Origin of the sequence: Dryocola baronae (genome assembly GCF_051297175.1) — a bacterium.
Classification (GTDB): domain Bacteria; phylum Pseudomonadota; class Gammaproteobacteria; order Enterobacterales; family Enterobacteriaceae; genus Dryocola.
The window spans coordinates 26997-42299 of the sequence record NZ_JBINNY010000002.1; the positions used below are offsets into that span (position 1 = coordinate 26997).

Genomic DNA, 15303 nt, shown 5'->3' on the forward strand with positions numbered 1-15303 from the left:
AAGATCAGTAATCTAGCACTGACTCCCGCTACGGGCAAGGCACACCGCTTCGCAACAGGATCTGACCGACAACAGTTCGCCGTTATTGCGCTGGTCAGTGTTGTTAGAATGTTTCGTATGATACCTGATTTATCCCCTGTGTGAATATCCATAATACCTGCCTGACTCTCCCCTAAATTAAATTGCTCCTTAATTAAGTGATTTTCTATTCCTTAACCTAAATATTCAAAGAAAACAGGTGAATATACGAATAACCATGAATGTAAAAAATCACGTTTGTTCCCTCAAAACCTGAACAAAAATCACATTTTTCCAACTTTTTCACTGGTTATAAAACAAACAGTCAAACAGATCGATATTCTGTACCGCCTTCCAGCGCCAGCATAATTGATCGTTCGTGGATCTCAGGACGATCATTTATGCTGGTTTAAAACAAAGTTATCCACAGAGTGGATATTTAAGGAATGCTAAACAAGTATTTACAATCAAATACATTTCGGGATATAAACACGCCTATTAAATATCTACCCAGTTTTGTGTGCTGCCATTAGTGTTTACACCGGTCTATTCTACTGACCAGTATTCGCCAGTCTGGACTGCACGAATAGAGTTAAGGTTAATTATTAACCAATAGCAGCATCGCAAAATCAGGACTGATAAAACGGAGAACCCCTTTCTCCGTCGCCAAAAAAAATGAATGGCTCGCCGGCTATTCTGGCTTCACTGAGTTTTATGCCCGGGGGGATAGAGTGAGTACACCTCATCCACACCAAACGCCGGGCACAAACGTCAGTGAGGCGAGTTCAGGATGAACATTTGATTTTTGACCAGTCACTCCACGGTCAAAAAATTCCGGGGCTTGCCCGCAATTCACCTCTCACCTTACTTTTCGCAGGACAATCGCCATGGAAGCGTGGTATCTCGTTTGTTATGAACCGGGTAAAGAAAAACTGTACCGGGCCCAGCTCAGTCTGAGTCAAAAAAACATCACCGTTTTCTGCCCCATGCTAAGAACCTGGCGTCCCAGAACAGACTGCAACGGCGTCAGACCTTTCATTGAGCCCCTTTTCAGGGGATACCTGTTTGCCTATCTTGACCCGGAAGTGATCCACCCGTCACGCATCGAACAAGAATGCAGCGCGGTGAGTAAGTTTGTTCGTTATGGTCAGGAAATTAAGCCTTTACCCGCGTCTGTTATGGAAACACTGATGGCACTCCCGGCCTGCGCAGATGAGCGTGATATCGTCCCTGAAACTGCAAAGCAGGGGAAAGCCGCTCCGCGCCCTTACCGGCCCCCGCGCAAACGTAAACAGCGGATGAGTAACCCATCCCCGCTTCAGAGTGTGCTGTACGATAAAATCAGCCGGATAGTCAGTACGGATAATGAAATGCAGCGCACGGCCATGTTTTTGGCACTGACGAAATCATTCCATGACCATACGGATCATCCCGGCAATCGGTAGCCCGCCTTTGCCGCTGTGGGGGCACACATCCCCACAACGCCGGCATTAACTGCCAGCAACTACCCCCACCTCGCACACTGCCCGGTCACTCTCCGGGTTGTGCTGACCTGTTCTTATCCTGAGCTGCCTGCGGGCAGCTCTTTTTACATGCGAGTTCCCATGACAAATAAAATTGCACGCCATCACACAGTGCGCTTTAACCCTGCGCGCACGGAGGGCCTGGAAAAATTAGCCGTGGATATCGGTTATCAGCAATCTCGCCCGGTTACCGTTCACGCCCTGGTGAATGCGCTGGCCGACTGCCTGCTGGACAGGCAGTTCGAAATCCGCGTTCTGGCCGACAGAATACAGATGAATGCGACTAAAAACCGGAGGGAGCCATGAAACGCGCGGTCCTGCTACCACTTTTGCTTACCGGTTGCCAGCAGGGGCATGTCAGTACACTGTCGGAAGCGCAGAGTTATGTGGACAACCTGATGGCCGCCCAACTTCTGGTGGTCAACGTTGAGCAGGAAAGCCTGGCGCTGGCCAGTGGGCTGAACTTCTCCCCGATCAGGCGCCCGACCCCATCACCCACACAAGCCGTTACGATGCTGGGAACAGCGGCAAAAGCACCTAAACCGGTCGCCAGCACGTCGATCCCACTTCCGCCGGGTCCACGCCTGATGCCGGGACTTCAGCACGTGCGCTATACCGGAACACCTGATGCCCTGCCTGCGATTGTCGCCAGACCGGGCGCGCAGATACGGCTGGATCAGGCTCTGGTGGCCATCGTACCCGCTGACTGGAATACCGTATTGTCATCCCGTCTGAAAGCAGGCTCCTTGTCCCGGGTATCCTGGAACAGGGGTGACCAGTGGCCATTTGTACTCGAGAAGCTGGCGCGCGAGCAGCAGCTGCAGATCAATATTTACTGGGCATCCCGGCAAGTCACTGTGGACCGTGCCGATAAGGCGGGTCTGACCGGGGGAGCCACACCAGCGACGTCGCCGGCAACCACAAAGGCCGCACCACAAAGCAAGCTGTTAACTGGCCCTGCCGCCCCGACCTCCACACCGCCTGCACCACAGGTGGGGGCAGTAAAAGTCTTCACGCCAGTGAAAGCTCCTGAACCGGTCAAGCCAGCTCCCCGGGTCTGGTGGGCAGAAACCGGCAGCACGCTTAAGGACACCCTGTTTACCTGGGCTGCAACGAACGACTGCGAAGCGCAGCCCGGGAAAAAGTGGAGCATTGCCTGGGTAACCGAAACGAATTACCGCATCGATGCTCCGCTGCAGTTCAGTGGTCCATGGCGTGATGCCCTCAATCAGGTCTTTGCGCTGTATCAGAAGGCGGCAGTACCGCTGTATGCCGGCACTAACTCTGTGCAGTGTGTTCTCAAAGTCGATGATAAACCCATGAACTGAGGTGGCGAATGAGTTACCTGATCCTGTCGTTCTTCTCAGTCTTTCTCCTGTTTTCCTCCGGCGTCCTGCAACAGGATAACGCTACCGATACCGGTCGATATCAGACCGGTACACAGCAACAACAGGCTGCCGCGACGCTGCGGTATATGAATGCCCTCAACAGTTATCTCTACGCTCACCCGATAGCCGACGGCACGTTCAGTGACAGCCTCCTGGAGTCTGCCCCACCTTCTGGTGTGCGGCATGTCATTCGTCAGGGCCGCGTATTCGTCTATCAGCCTTCCGAAGCCGGGCTGAAAGACGCGCTGGTCACCCTCTCACGACACTCTGCCCTTCTGGGCAGTGTTAAAGCCCGCCGACTCATCGACCTGAGCGGCACCGATATGCAGATACCTGTGCCCGATGTCATTCCGGACGGGTATCTCGTTTACCTCAACTGATACGGGGTCCCCCCCCTCGAGACACGCCCATGACACATCACCTTACCACCCGGGTCGCAACGCTTGTTGCCATCCTGGGGCTGGCCGGCTGTGGCACGTTTGACCGAATTAATCAGTCAATGGACACCGTCGATGCAGACCAGACGACAGCCAGCAATAAAATGAAGAACGCCAGCGCCGGGAAACCGGTGCAGGAAATTACCACTCAGTGGATAAATCCCGTCCCCCTCAATCAGGCTGCCATGACAAAAGAAGCGTTGCCTGGTTGTGCAGTGACCCTCACCCGTCCGGGTGAAATCAGTCTGGCCGATGTCAGTGCCTTTATTACCCAGACCTGTCGTGTCCCCGTGGTGATCACCCCGGATGCTCAGGGGTCAGGTATGACGGCAGGGGCCACTGAAAAAATTAACGGCCCATTGCCGGTACCGGTGCCAGACGGCTCCGGGATGGTTCCGCTTAACCAGATGGGCGGTTCTGTCGCACCGCCCAAAATGGTGGCCAGCGCCAATACGCTACGGGGAATTAACTGGCAGGGCTCTCTGTCAGGCTTGCTTGACCACGTGACCACCCGTCTGGGTCTGTCATGGCGTTATGAACAGGGTCGTGTGGCGATTTTCTATCTGGATACACGTAGCTTCCCCATCCGGTTCCAGGATTCAAAAACCCAGTTTACCTCCCGTTCCGTCTACGGTTCCTCGTCCGGTGGCAGCAGCAGCGACGGCGCCTCCACGGAAGGGAACAGCTCCCAGACCACCATCACGGATATGAACACCAATCGCTACAAAGAGATTGAAGACACCGTGAAGTCAATGCTGACACCGGGGACGGGCCGTATGTCCATTTCCACCGGGTTACTGACCGTGACAGACACGACCCGGGTACTGAATGCTGTGCAGGACTTTATCGAGGGCCGCAATACCGAACTGACCCGGCAGGTTGTCCTGAACGTCAAGGTGTACTCCGTCACCAAAAAACGTCAGGACCAGCTGGGTATCGACTGGGATGCGGTCTTTAAGTCCGGCAGTGTGGGCTTATCGCTGGGTAATACCATGGCCGGGGCGGCCAGTAGTGCAATGACTGGCGGGATTAATATTCTGGACGGGAAGTTCGCTAACTCCAGTGCCTTCATCCACGCACTGGCACAACAGGCCAATGTCTCCGTGGTGACGCAGAACGCCAGCACCACCACCAACATGAGCCCGGTTCGGGTGCAGGTCGTCACACAGCAGGACTACATCAGTCAGGTCAGCACGGAAAACACGGCAAACGTCGGATCCAGTACCTCAGTCGAGAAAGCCACCATCTCCACCGGCTTCAATATGACCTTGCTGCCCTATATCCAGCCGTCGAGCGACCAGATGGAATTGCAGTACTCCATTTCTATGAGCGATGACCCGGATATGCAGCCGGAAAAGGTCGGGGAAGTGACCCTAAAGCTGCCCAAAACCAAAATGCACAACTTTGCGCAAAGCACCATCCTGCGTTCCGGGCAGACCCTTCTGCTCAGCGGGCATAACCAGGAGAGCAACAGCGTGAATCGTCAGGGTGTGGGGTCACCGGGCTTCTTTGGGTTAGGCGGCGGTGTTAACGGGGAAAATAACGATGCCATTCTGGTCATTCTCATCACGCCAATCCTCCTGGGGTGAGTCATGAAACAACAATTTATCCTCAATGTGGGTGAACAGGTCTGGGTCGCAGGCCTGCACTGGCTGGCGGCTGAAGGTCTGAGCCGGCGGGATTACCGCCATCAGGCCCGCGCGGTAGGCGCTGATCATTATCTGGTCCATAACGGTCAGGGAGAGAAACTGGTGGGTGCCGCCAGCCTCAACCTCACCACCCTCAATCCCCGGGAAAAACGCCGGGCGATGGCACTGGCCCCTCAGCTGCTTGAGCTGCTGGGGGCGGATGGCTGGGCTGTTTTCTCTGTGGGTGCGGGCGTGTTCTATTTTGTGGCCACGTCCGGCGGCAGCCTGTCACTGCTGTCGGATATGACCGGCACGCGTGACGAAATCCTTCAGGCTGTGGAGCGTTATCTGGCGTACTACGGTCAGGACAGTGTTCGGGCGGTGTACAGCCCTTCAGGGTTCCTGCCGGGCACTGAGTCGGTGGAAGGCAATCTGAATGACATCCTGAGCGCCTGCGCGATACGTAAGTCATCACGGCTTTCACCGGTTTCTTCCCGTCGCCCCGTCGTGCTGTGGGCGGTCGTATTGCTGGCCGCCTTCTCCAGCTGGTATGGCATCAATCTCTGGCAGGACTACCGCCTCGCAAAGGAGAACTCGGCCCGCGCGCAGGCCCTGGCTGAAGCCCGGAAACTGGTGAAGAAGGACCCGCCCACGCCCTGGAAACAGCAACCTTTACCCGATGTTTTTATTCGGGCCTGCAGTGACAAGTGGGATGCACCGATAAGCCTCGCCGGCTGGTTATTCCAGACGGCAATGTGCAGCCTGGATGATGACGGGTTGCATCTTCGACTGGCATGGCGTCGCCCGGAAGGCGGTACGCTGAACCCCTTCCGGACCCGTCTGGAAGACACCTATCCGGGCCTGAAACCCTTCTTCAATATTCCCGGGGCGGCGGACTCAGGTGGCGTGCGCATCCCCCTGACGGTGGTCAACCTGCAGGAGCGGCAGGATGGTCCGGGTGAGGCCGATGAAATTACACAGCGCCTGACCAATTACGCCCAGCAACTGTCCGCCGGGCTGACGTTAAAGGAAGACAACACCAAAAGTGTGATGGTTGACGGTAACCTGGTGGATTTACCCTGGCGTACTTTCAGCTTTGAGCTTCAGACCGACATCCCACCCAATCACCTCTTTGGCCCGGACTTTAACAGCGCCGGCATTCGCCTGAGCGGGATCAAAATGACGTTAATCAACGCCCGGCTGCACTACAGCCTGGAAGGAAAACTGTATGCACATTAAACCCATTCTGGCTGTTCTGGCGGGGCTGTTCTTTATCAGCCACGTCGCCCGGGCACAGGAGCCGGAGAATACCGGCACCGTGGTGGCACCTTCATCCACCGCCACCCGCACATGGACCATTCACGAACTGGAACGTATACAGGCTGAAACGGTGTTGTATGAAGCCCGGGCAGCACGTGCAAAAGCCATCATCAGCTGGCAGCAAAATGGTAACGGTCTGGATGCTCCGGTGCCGGTTAACCGTGAGACAGCAGACGGTAAGAAGAATGACACGCAGGTAGTACAGGTCACGCATAAAGATACGCTGCCCCGGATCCTGGAAATCGCCGGCAGCGGTAACCGGCTGAAAAGCCGGCTACAGATGGCCGACGGCACCGTCGTGGAAGTCGCGACCGGACAACGACTGCCCGGCACGACGTATACCGTCCAGCAGATCACCGCCACCGGCGTTCGCCTTAAATCAGACGACGGCACTCTCCATTCCCCGAGCTTCAGTGAGTAAAAACCATGACCCAAAACACATCAGCGGATGTGCTGGCGGATATTGTCATTCCAGCGTCGGTCGCCACACAGGTCCATCTGAGGCGGACTGATCCGGCATTGTATGTTGCCGATAATTACCGCAATACAGCACACATTCAGGCGTTCGTCCGGGAAATTACCCGCCGGCTGCCGGACATCCCGCTCACCATTGCCCCACTCGATGAAATCCACGCGTTAAATAAGGGGCTTTCGACAGACGTCAGGATGGAACTGACCCCACCGCAACGTAAGGTGGTGGCGCTGTTCCGGCAGGCAGTTGAGCGAAAAGCGTCAGATATTCATCTGGCCATCGGGGAAGACGGACTGGCCATTGTGAAGTTTCGTATCCACGGCGAGCTCTTTAAGGTGGATTCCATGTCGGAGGAGGAAGCTGAAAACATGGCCTCGACAATCATCCTTTCAATGTGTGACGTCACTGAGGCGCAGTTTAACAGCAGCCGGCCACAGGATGGTCGTATCAAGGCGTCTTACCTGCAGGGTATGAAACTTTTCGGCGCCCGTTACTCCCACACCCCCACGGTTTACGGTATCCATGCGGTGATGCGCCTCATTAAAGATGACAGTGAAAATCCACCGGGTCTGTCCGAACTGGGTTTTTTGCCGGAACAACAAGAGGCACTACAGGACATTCTCAACGTGCCCGAAGGGGTGGTGATCCTCAGCGGTCCTACCGGCTCCGGTAAAAGTGCCACCCTGCGTACACTGGCGTCCATGTACATGACTCAGCATGACTACTGCAAAAACCTGGTGACCTATGAAGATCCCCCGGAAGGCCGGATCATCGGTGCCATCCAGTGCCCGATTGTGGCAGACAAAAACAACCCCGATGAAGTCCTTCGCGTCTGGCGTCAGCTTCTGTCTAACACCCTGCGTATTGACCCGGATGCCATTATGGTCGGGGAAATGCGCGATGCCTTCTCGGCTAACTCATGCGTAACGAATGCCATGACCGGTCACCTAGTGTTATCAACTTTGCACGCCAATGACCCGATTAATATTCTGGAACGTTTGCTGACGCTGGATGTGCGCCCGGAACTGCTTTCTGACCCGCAGCTGTTTATTGGCCTTATCAGCCAGCGACTGGTACAGGTGCTGTGCCCGCATTGCTGCCAGGACTGGGAGGCAGCACATAACACGCTGACTCAGAAAGAAAGCGCCATGATAAAAGCGTACTGTGATACCAAAAAAGTACGCTTTCGTCATACAGACGGCTGCGAGCATTGCGAAGGCGGCGTGGCAGGCCGGCAGGTGGTCGCGGAAATTATCCGTCCGGATGCGCGGTTTATGCAGCGTTACCAACATGAGGGAAAACTTTCCGCCCGAAGTTACTGGCTGCAGCAACCGGGAAGCATTTCCCGTAACGGCCATGTGCTGAAGCTCATCAACGAAGGATGCGTCGACCCACGGGCTGCGCAGTCCATCTGCCCGCTGGATGAAGACAGCCGGATGAACATCACGGAGGTCGTTAATGCATAAAAAGTACGCGGGTCTGCTCGACGAAGTTCGCACCTCACTCAGGCGGGCCAATCACTGGATCTACCGAAAAACGTTTTCCACCAGTGACAGGCTGAAACTTTATGAAGAGCTCGGCTTTTTACTGGGCAATAAATTACGTCTGAATATCGCACTGGAAAACATGCTGACGACGGCGCGTAACGGCGGTGCAGCTGCGGCCCGGGCCGCTGTCTGGCTTGAAGATATTCTCGACGGAATTAAAAACGGCTAGTCACTCGACCGGGCACTGGCAGGCTGGGTTCCCCGGGGGGAATGCGCCATCATCAGTTCCGGTGTGCAGGACGGAAAAATGGTGGAAGCACTGGAACGTGCCTCGCTGGTTGTGCGCGGTATCGATGAGATGAAATCCAGCGTCTTCAGCCAGCTGGCTTATCCGTTCACCCTGTTGAGTGTGGTCGCTGGCCTTCTTGTCATGATCAATGATCATTTTCTTCCCCCACTTGAACGCATGTTTGCCCGTGAACTATGGACTGGGGGAATGTGGTGGCTGGGTGCCAGTGCCAGCCTGGTCGCGGAACAGGGGCTGTATCTTGCGATTGTCTCCTTTCTGGTACTGGCGTGGGCCATCTGGTCACTGCCCAATGTTACCGGGAAGGTGCGGCGCGTACTGGACCACATGATGCCCTGGTCACTGTACCGTGATTTTCAGGGGGTGGTCTTCCTGCTCAATGTGGCCGCCCTGCTTGGGGCGAACGTGAAAACGCTGGAAGCCCTGAACAAACTTGCCTCCCATGCCTCACCCTGGCTACTGGAAAGGCTCAACGCCATCCGTCGTCAGGTCAATGCCGGCGATCACCTCGGACAGGCGTTGTATAACGCGGGTTATAACTTTCCGTCACGTGAATCCATTAATAAGCTGGTTCTGCTGACAGCCGGTCAGAACAGTGATAACAGCCAGCTGGTCATCGACCGGTATGCGCAGTACATGCTCAAAAACACCGTGAAAGCGATGAAACGCCGCATCATGCGGCTCTCGATGCTGTGTTTTGCGCTTTGTGGGATTTACATGGTCCTGCTTCTTCTTGTTATTCAGGATCTCAATACCCTGGCAGACCAGATCGGTCAGTAACCCTCTTCTTTACCCCGCCGCAGGGTGGTCTGCAAAGACCGCTCCGGGCTTCTTCGCGGCAAATGCCGCCCCGTAAATACAAGGAAAACATCATGAGTGACTTTTCTACTCAACCCGCCGTAAGAGTACACCGAGGTGTACTCTCCCTTGAGATGGTGATTGTGCTGGCAGTCATCGCTATTGCTGCCATCACCATCTTCCTGAATGCAGGAGGACTATTCGGGAAAAACGACATTAATGCCGAAATGTCGAATACCCAGGAGATCGCGGTCAACACCCGACGCCTTCTGAAAGATAACGGTCTGTATACGTTTAACAACGCCACGGATATGACCGGGACACTGATCAAGTTCGGGGGCGCGCCGGGGTCAATGTCGGTTATTGGTGAAAAGGACAGCGGCACGGCCACTCTGCAGAACATCTGGAGCGGTGCCGTGACCGTTGAACCTGCGACAGCAGCCGGGGGCAAAACAGGTTTCACCGTGACCTACAATCTGGTGCCGATGACCGCCTGTACCACGCTTGCGTCTAAGTTGTCACAGTCCTTCGGGGAGACGGCTATCAACGGCAGCAAGACCGTAGGTATTGTTAACTCGGCCACCGCAGGGGCCCAGTGTACAAAAGACAACGGGTCAGCCGGCACCAACACCCTCCGTTTTACCAGCCTGACCTGATAACTCACCACGCGGACAGACGCCGTTCTGTCCGCCGGAGACTCTGCCATGAACATCATTTTCGGGGCACTGACGCTGCTCCTGACCGCTGTCATGTCGTTACCCGCCCAGGCATTTTGTTTTAACGAGGCCGGCGCCCGTTACCAGATAGACCCCCGCCTCCTGCAGGCAATTGCCCGACAGGAAAGCAGCCTGAACCCAAAGGCCGTCAACATTAACCGTGACAAGACCGGGAGGGTGGTCAGTCGGGATTACGGCATCATGCAGGTCAATGACACTCACGTCCCCAAACTCATCCGGATGGGTGTACTGAAGTCAAAAGAAGAGCTGCTCACCAATCCCTGTCTGAATGTGCAGATTGGCGCCTGGGTGCTGGCCAATCATCTTCAGGTGTGTGGTATCAGTTGGTCATGCCTGGGCTCGTATAACGCCGGATTTGCCACCACGCAGACACAGGAAACGCGCCGCATGAACTACGCCCGAAAAATCTATGACCGGTATCGCCGGGAGCTGGGTCAGGGGTAGCAATGAATGACCTGCTGTTTTTCATACTCTGTCTGCTGTTGCTGTATGTCGCAGGCCTCTTCGTCCTGTGGCTCACTGCCCGCTACATTGCCCGCGCAGAAAATGGAGACTTACCTGCGTTACCGCAGCGAGCGTTCCTGCTGGGAATGTGGCTGGTCTTGTGTGTTTCGGTACTCGGGGCAGGACTGGCGGGATTACTGGCACCCTCACAACAAGTCAGGGCGCTGTTGGTCGGCGCCTGGTGTCTGGCACTCGCGTCTTTAGATCTGGCCCGCTTCTGGTTGCCGTTTGCGTTCACCGCACCGATGGCCGTTACCGGTGCTGTGTTTTCCCTGGTGCTCCTGCCTGACCGGGGAGCCAGTCAGTTAGTGGCAGAAGGCTTGTGCCTGTTTTTCCCGCTGCTGTTGATACGCCAGATTGCCGGTAGGTTCACCGGGTATGAAATGTTTGGCCTCGGGGATATCTGGCTGATAACGGCTCTGGTGATGTGGTATCCGCTGCAGGATGTCCTGTCGGTCACGCTCCTGGCGTTACTGATTGCGCTGCCGGCCGCCTGGAGACAACGCTATCTGCCGTTTGGTCCGTTCCTTTGCCTGTTCGCCGCACTGCCGGCGTTCATCTCGCTACAGGAAGTTTTATGAAAACGAAAAAAATCCATCGCGGCATTCTCAGTATTGAAGTGGCCATTACGCTGGTTGTGGTGATGTTTGCCAGTATTTATGGCCTCAACCGTTACAGCCAGTATGTCGATGAACTGGAGTGGACAGTACAGGCCAGCCACATGGATGCCATCTCCGCAGCGGCCAAAAGCTACATACGCGATAACCGGGACGCGCTGGTCGGTCAGGTTTCCGGTGGCGGTACCGTGAAGCTCACTGGGGCGCAGTTACAACAAGGGGGATATCTGCCTGATGGCTTTTCGCTGAGAAACTCGGCCTCACAGACCTTTGAAGTGGCGATCACACGTAACCCAAAAGCGACGCAAAAATTGATGGCTTTCGTCTTTACACGGGGCGGCACTGCGATCCCTTATAAAGGCATGCGCTTTATCTCCCAGACCATGAAAGGCTCCGGCGGGTATATCCCGACCGCCAATCAGGCAGAAGGCGCAACCTGGAAATTCAACCTGGCCAGTTACGGCCTGACCGGTGAAGTGGGTCGACTGGCCAGCTACTTATCCTCGGATGTCCTCGGCACAGATGATCAGGAAAGTGACCGCCTGTATCGCTATGCCATTACGAGCCGACCGGAACTGAACCGGATGCACGCGGCCATCGATATGAACGGGAATAACCTGAACAACACGGGCACCCTGAATGTGCAGACGGGGAATTTCTCCGGAAACGTGAATGCTCAGAACGGGGGATTCACAGGAAATGTCACCGGCCAGAATGGTGCGTTCTCCGGCAGTGTGTCGGCACCGACCGTCACAGCCAACAACCTGAATGCACAAACCACCCGCACCGCCGGGGAAACCTATACCGGCGGCTGGTACAGAACCACGGGAGATGCGGGCTGGTACAGTGAAAAGCACGGAGGTGGTCTGTATATGACCGACAGCCAGTGGATCCGAAGCTATGGAGACAAAGGCATATATACCGGCGGGCAGGTTCAGGCAGGCTCAATACAGTCTAACGGCCCCATTGTGGCACAGGGCACCCTTCAGACAAACGGCCGGGCCACGATGGGGGAATTTATAAAGATTAACGGCCAGGGAACAGCGGGCGCTAGGTGTGCGGAAACGGGTCTGGTCGCCGTGGATAACGCTGGCGGCATTCTTTCCTGTCAGAATGGTGCATGGGCAAAACCTCAGTCGGGTAAACCGGGTTACTACTGTCGCTATACCTCCATGAGTGCGCGTAAATCGGAAGACTATATCGGCTATACGCCTCGTACAGACCGAAACTGTCCGGTTATTTCTCCGGGACAGATACAAGGGGAATGCTCCTGTATAAAAGTCTACCTGGATTACTGACCGCGACGGGGATCCAGACCCTCTCTGCGTAACAGATACCCGCTAAACCACTCTTTCGCTCCTGTTCATCACAGCGCTGGCCTGCGCGCCGGCATCTCTCACTATTTCACGGATTTCACCATGAAACGACACGTACTCACGGCGCTGTTGCCGCTGCTTGCTGGCTGTCAGTCGGTACCCGTCAGCAGCCTGACCTCCACTCCCGACGCACTACAACAAGCCACCCAGGAACGCCAGACTGACATGTACCGGTTGCATCAGGCTGGGGTGATTAATCAGATGTCCCCCACCGTGCCGGGTCAAATCACGGCAAACAGCCAGCGGATCACGCTGGCGTGGGATGGCGATGCCGTGGAGTTGCTTAACACACTGGCCAGACAACGGGGGTATCGCCTGGTGTATTCCGGCACACGCCTGCCCTTACCCGTCAATGTTTACGTGACGGACATGACCTTTAACCAGGTACTGGATTTGATACGGGTACAGACAGGCTGGCGCGCCACGCTCAGCCAGAAGGGTATTGAGCTGCGCCTGCATTTTTCTCTGCCGGATAAAGGGGATCGCACCGTATGAAGCGTTATCTGTTAGTCGCCATTCTGCTCGGCGTTGCCCTGCCGGGTCTGGCAGCAGAGGCGCCCCCGGATATCTCTGCCTATCTCAATCCTGAGAAAAATGATTTCAACGGGCTGAGCGAAACAGAATGGCAGATGATTAATGATGCCGGACACACCGTCGGTTTCCAGGGGGGAAAAGCACAGCGGGCATTCGAGCTTCGTCAGGCTCTGGTTAACCGGGACGATGTGCTCAGCCGAATCTATGACTTTCGCCCACTCATCAGCCGTCAGGGTTATTTGCCTCCGGTGATTGTGACCGCGAAAGACACCGCCCACATCACGCCAGACCAGATACGCACGGCATACCGCACCTATAACATCCTGTCTCCGGCTCGTTTTGTCAGTAACCCGCCGGGCTGGCGCGCCTGGCTGCTGACTGGCCTTGCAGTGCAACCTGAAAGACCGGACCCGGGTGTTATCCCGAAAAACAGCAAAGAGCGTGACGTCTGGCAGGCCGCTATCCGAACCGGCTGGGATGAAGGACGGCAAAGTGCCGACCGCACGCTGGAGTCCAACTTCAACCGCCTGACGCGGGATTACACCGGGATGCTGCGTTATTCGACCCTACTCCAGCAGGGCATGATCGCCGCACCAGATGTGAAGGAATCTCAGCAGACAGTGACCGGTACGCAAGACGAACTGATGCTCGGAGACAAGGTGAAACAAATCCAGAAACACAGTGGTTTCGTGCTGGATAAAAAAGCCTGGAAACCCTCGGTACGTAAGGAGAGCCAGTGACATTTAAATCCTTCGATTTTCATTCACACGGCGGGCTGAACAGCGAAACGCTCTGTCAGTTCCTGGTCCATTGCTCCCGAAACAATGTGTCAGACATCTTTATTCAGGGCGGCGGACCACTGGTTGTGGATGTGTATGGCCGCAAGGTCAGAGCCAGTGTCTTCCGTGTCGAACCTCCTCAGTTACAACGCCTGATGGATGAAGTGTTTTCTGAGCAGATCAAAGGAGAGCTGAAGGCCGGTCGGGGTATCGACCGCACCCTGCAGCTGACCGGCGATATGGCACAGCGACACGGACTGGCGCGCGGGGAACGTCTGCGTTTTCGCTGCAACTTCGTGCAGGCCACCATCGGGGATTACGACACGGTACCGGCCCTGACCCTGCGAACCATTCCGACCGTGATACCGGCACTGGAATCGCTGGGCCTAGAACCCGATTTGTTTCCCGCCCTGCTGCCTCACAAGGGTATCGGCCTGGTGGTGGGTGAAACCGGCTCCGGCAAATCGACTCTGCTGGCGGCGATTTATCAGTACTGCGCCCTGAATGACCCGGACCGAAAAATCGTGACCGCAGAAGATCCCATTGAGTTTCTGCTCAATTTCCCCGGCGCCGTACTGATGCCGGAGCAGTCCGAAATTGGCCGCGACATCCCGACATTTGCCGAACACCTGCGCCTGACCCTGCGTCGTGCGCCTGGCGTTATCGGCGTGGGCGAAATCAGGGACCCGGAAACACTCAGTGGTGCCGTGATGAATGGCCAGTCCGGTCACCTGTGTTTATCCACCATGCACACCAACTCACCCGGGGAAACCATTCCCCGCGCGCTGATGCTGGTTCCGGAAGGGCAACGTGAAGCCATGGCCGGCAACCTGCTGAGCAACCTGCAGTACGTCATAGCCCAGCGGCTGCTGCGTACCACTGACGGCAAACGTCAGGCGGTTCGTGAGTATCTGGTGTTTGACGACCACGTCCGTCATGAACTGGGGAAACTGCCTTACACCCAGTGGCGAGACTGGATTGATAACCATCTGACAGGACTAGGACGCCGCATGAGTGACATCGCCTGGCGTTTGTATCGTGAATCACGCATTGACCGCCGGGAGTTACTGACAGTGATAAGCGAACGGGAAATAGCACGGAGGGAAGCAACTACATGAATATCTGCCCATGGCGGGATGCAGGCCGGCGCCTGGAAGTCTTTGGCATTCCGGTGCTGATGTTTTCGCTCTATTTGGCCTGGTTTCAGTGGCCCGAAACGATGACGCTGTGGATAGTCACGGCCCTTATCGCCTTCTTTAAAGTCATCTCCATTTTTGGTTTCACCCTGACGGTGCTCTGGCAGCGTCTTATCTACCGCCTGCGTGGCCAGCGTCTGTCCGGTCGCCCGTGGTGGTATCGCAAGTTCTATGAATAACGG

The 15303-nt window shown here is 55.8% G+C and carries 18 protein-coding genes; all 18 read left to right on the top strand.

Annotated elements, in window-relative coordinates:
• Window positions 1-905 precede the first annotated feature (905 nt).
• The 18 genes from ACSPHG_RS23855 to icmT all read left to right on the top strand — a co-directional run bounded on the left by ACSPHG_RS23855 (window position 906) and on the right by icmT (window position 15300).
• The gene (locus tag ACSPHG_RS23855; protein ID WP_435956103.1) at window positions 906-1463 is read left to right on the top strand and encodes a transcription termination/antitermination NusG family protein; all 558 of its coding nucleotides are present in this window, start codon (window positions 906-908) and stop codon (window positions 1461-1463) included.
• 159 nt (window positions 1464-1622) lie between these two features.
• The gene (locus ACSPHG_RS23860; RefSeq protein ID WP_435956104.1) at window positions 1623-1847 is read left to right on the top strand and encodes a hypothetical protein; all 225 of its coding nucleotides are present in this window, start codon (window positions 1623-1625) and stop codon (window positions 1845-1847) included.
• Complete coding sequence (locus ACSPHG_RS23865; protein ID WP_435956105.1) at window positions 1844-2869, top strand: TcpQ domain-containing protein; 1026 nt, start codon at window positions 1844-1846, stop codon at window positions 2867-2869. Before ACSPHG_RS23860 ends, ACSPHG_RS23865 begins: the two co-directional genes overlap by 4 nt.
• A gap of 8 nt (window positions 2870-2877) precedes the next feature.
• Window positions 2878-3309 carry a type IV pilus biogenesis protein PilM gene (gene pilM / locus ACSPHG_RS23870; protein WP_435956106.1) on the top strand — a complete coding sequence of 144 codons (432 nt, stop codon included), beginning with the start codon at window positions 2878-2880 and terminating at the stop codon, window positions 3307-3309.
• A 29-nt stretch (window positions 3310-3338) separates the two neighbouring features.
• Window positions 3339-4955, top strand: coding sequence for a PilN family type IVB pilus formation outer membrane protein (gene pilN / locus ACSPHG_RS23875; protein WP_435956107.1), 1617 nt, complete (start codon window positions 3339-3341; stop codon window positions 4953-4955).
• Window positions 4956-4958: 3 nt separating this feature from the next.
• Window positions 4959-6233: a type 4b pilus protein PilO2 gene (gene pilO2 / locus ACSPHG_RS23880; protein WP_435956108.1), complete on the top strand. Its 1275-nt coding sequence runs from the start codon at window positions 4959-4961 to the stop codon at window positions 6231-6233.
• Window positions 6223-6735 (top strand): type IV pilus biogenesis protein PilP, encoded by a 513-nt coding sequence (gene pilP, locus ACSPHG_RS23885; RefSeq protein WP_435956109.1) that lies wholly within the window; start codon window positions 6223-6225, stop codon window positions 6733-6735. Before pilO2 ends, pilP begins: the two co-directional genes overlap by 11 nt.
• A gap of 5 nt (window positions 6736-6740) precedes the next feature.
• A complete protein-coding gene (locus tag ACSPHG_RS23890; protein WP_435956110.1) occupies window positions 6741-8252 on the top strand; it encodes a GspE/PulE family protein in 1512 nt (503 codons plus the stop codon).
• Entirely contained in the window at window positions 8245-8502 is a 258-nt protein-coding gene (locus ACSPHG_RS23895) for a hypothetical protein (protein ID WP_435956111.1), read from the top strand. Before ACSPHG_RS23890 ends, ACSPHG_RS23895 begins: the two co-directional genes overlap by 8 nt.
• Before the next feature lie 78 nt (window positions 8503-8580).
• Window positions 8581-9360, top strand: coding sequence for a type II secretion system F family protein (locus tag ACSPHG_RS23900; RefSeq protein ID WP_435956112.1), 780 nt, complete (start codon window positions 8581-8583; stop codon window positions 9358-9360).
• 92 nt (window positions 9361-9452) lie between these two features.
• Entirely contained in the window at window positions 9453-10034 is a 582-nt protein-coding gene (locus ACSPHG_RS23905) for a type 4 pilus major pilin (protein ID WP_435956113.1), read from the top strand.
• A gap of 48 nt (window positions 10035-10082) precedes the next feature.
• The gene (locus ACSPHG_RS23910; RefSeq protein ID WP_435956114.1) at window positions 10083-10559 is read left to right on the top strand and encodes a lytic transglycosylase domain-containing protein; all 477 of its coding nucleotides are present in this window, start codon (window positions 10083-10085) and stop codon (window positions 10557-10559) included.
• A gap of 2 nt (window positions 10560-10561) precedes the next feature.
• Window positions 10562-11200: a prepilin peptidase gene (locus ACSPHG_RS23915; RefSeq protein ID WP_435956115.1), complete on the top strand. Its 639-nt coding sequence runs from the start codon at window positions 10562-10564 to the stop codon at window positions 11198-11200.
• Window positions 11197-12534, top strand: coding sequence for a shufflon system plasmid conjugative transfer pilus tip adhesin PilV (gene pilV / locus ACSPHG_RS23920; protein ID WP_435956116.1), 1338 nt, complete (start codon window positions 11197-11199; stop codon window positions 12532-12534). Before ACSPHG_RS23915 ends, pilV begins: the two co-directional genes overlap by 4 nt.
• 120 nt (window positions 12535-12654) lie before the next feature.
• Window positions 12655-13107 (top strand): DotD/TraH family lipoprotein, encoded by a 453-nt coding sequence (locus ACSPHG_RS23925; protein WP_435956117.1) that lies wholly within the window; start codon window positions 12655-12657, stop codon window positions 13105-13107.
• A complete protein-coding gene (locus ACSPHG_RS23930) occupies window positions 13104-13886 on the top strand; it encodes a type IV secretory system conjugative DNA transfer family protein (RefSeq protein ID WP_435956118.1) in 783 nt (260 codons plus the stop codon). The genes ACSPHG_RS23925 and ACSPHG_RS23930 overlap by 4 nt, the downstream gene beginning before the upstream one ends.
• Window positions 13883-15043, top strand: a complete 1161-nt coding sequence (traJ, locus tag ACSPHG_RS23935; RefSeq protein ID WP_435956119.1) for a plasmid transfer ATPase TraJ — start codon at window positions 13883-13885, stop codon at window positions 15041-15043. Before ACSPHG_RS23930 ends, traJ begins: the two co-directional genes overlap by 4 nt.
• Window positions 15040-15300 (top strand): IcmT/TraK family protein, encoded by a 261-nt coding sequence (gene icmT / locus ACSPHG_RS23940; RefSeq protein ID WP_435956120.1) that lies wholly within the window; start codon window positions 15040-15042, stop codon window positions 15298-15300. The genes traJ and icmT overlap by 4 nt, the downstream gene beginning before the upstream one ends.
• Window positions 15301-15303 lie beyond the last annotated feature (3 nt).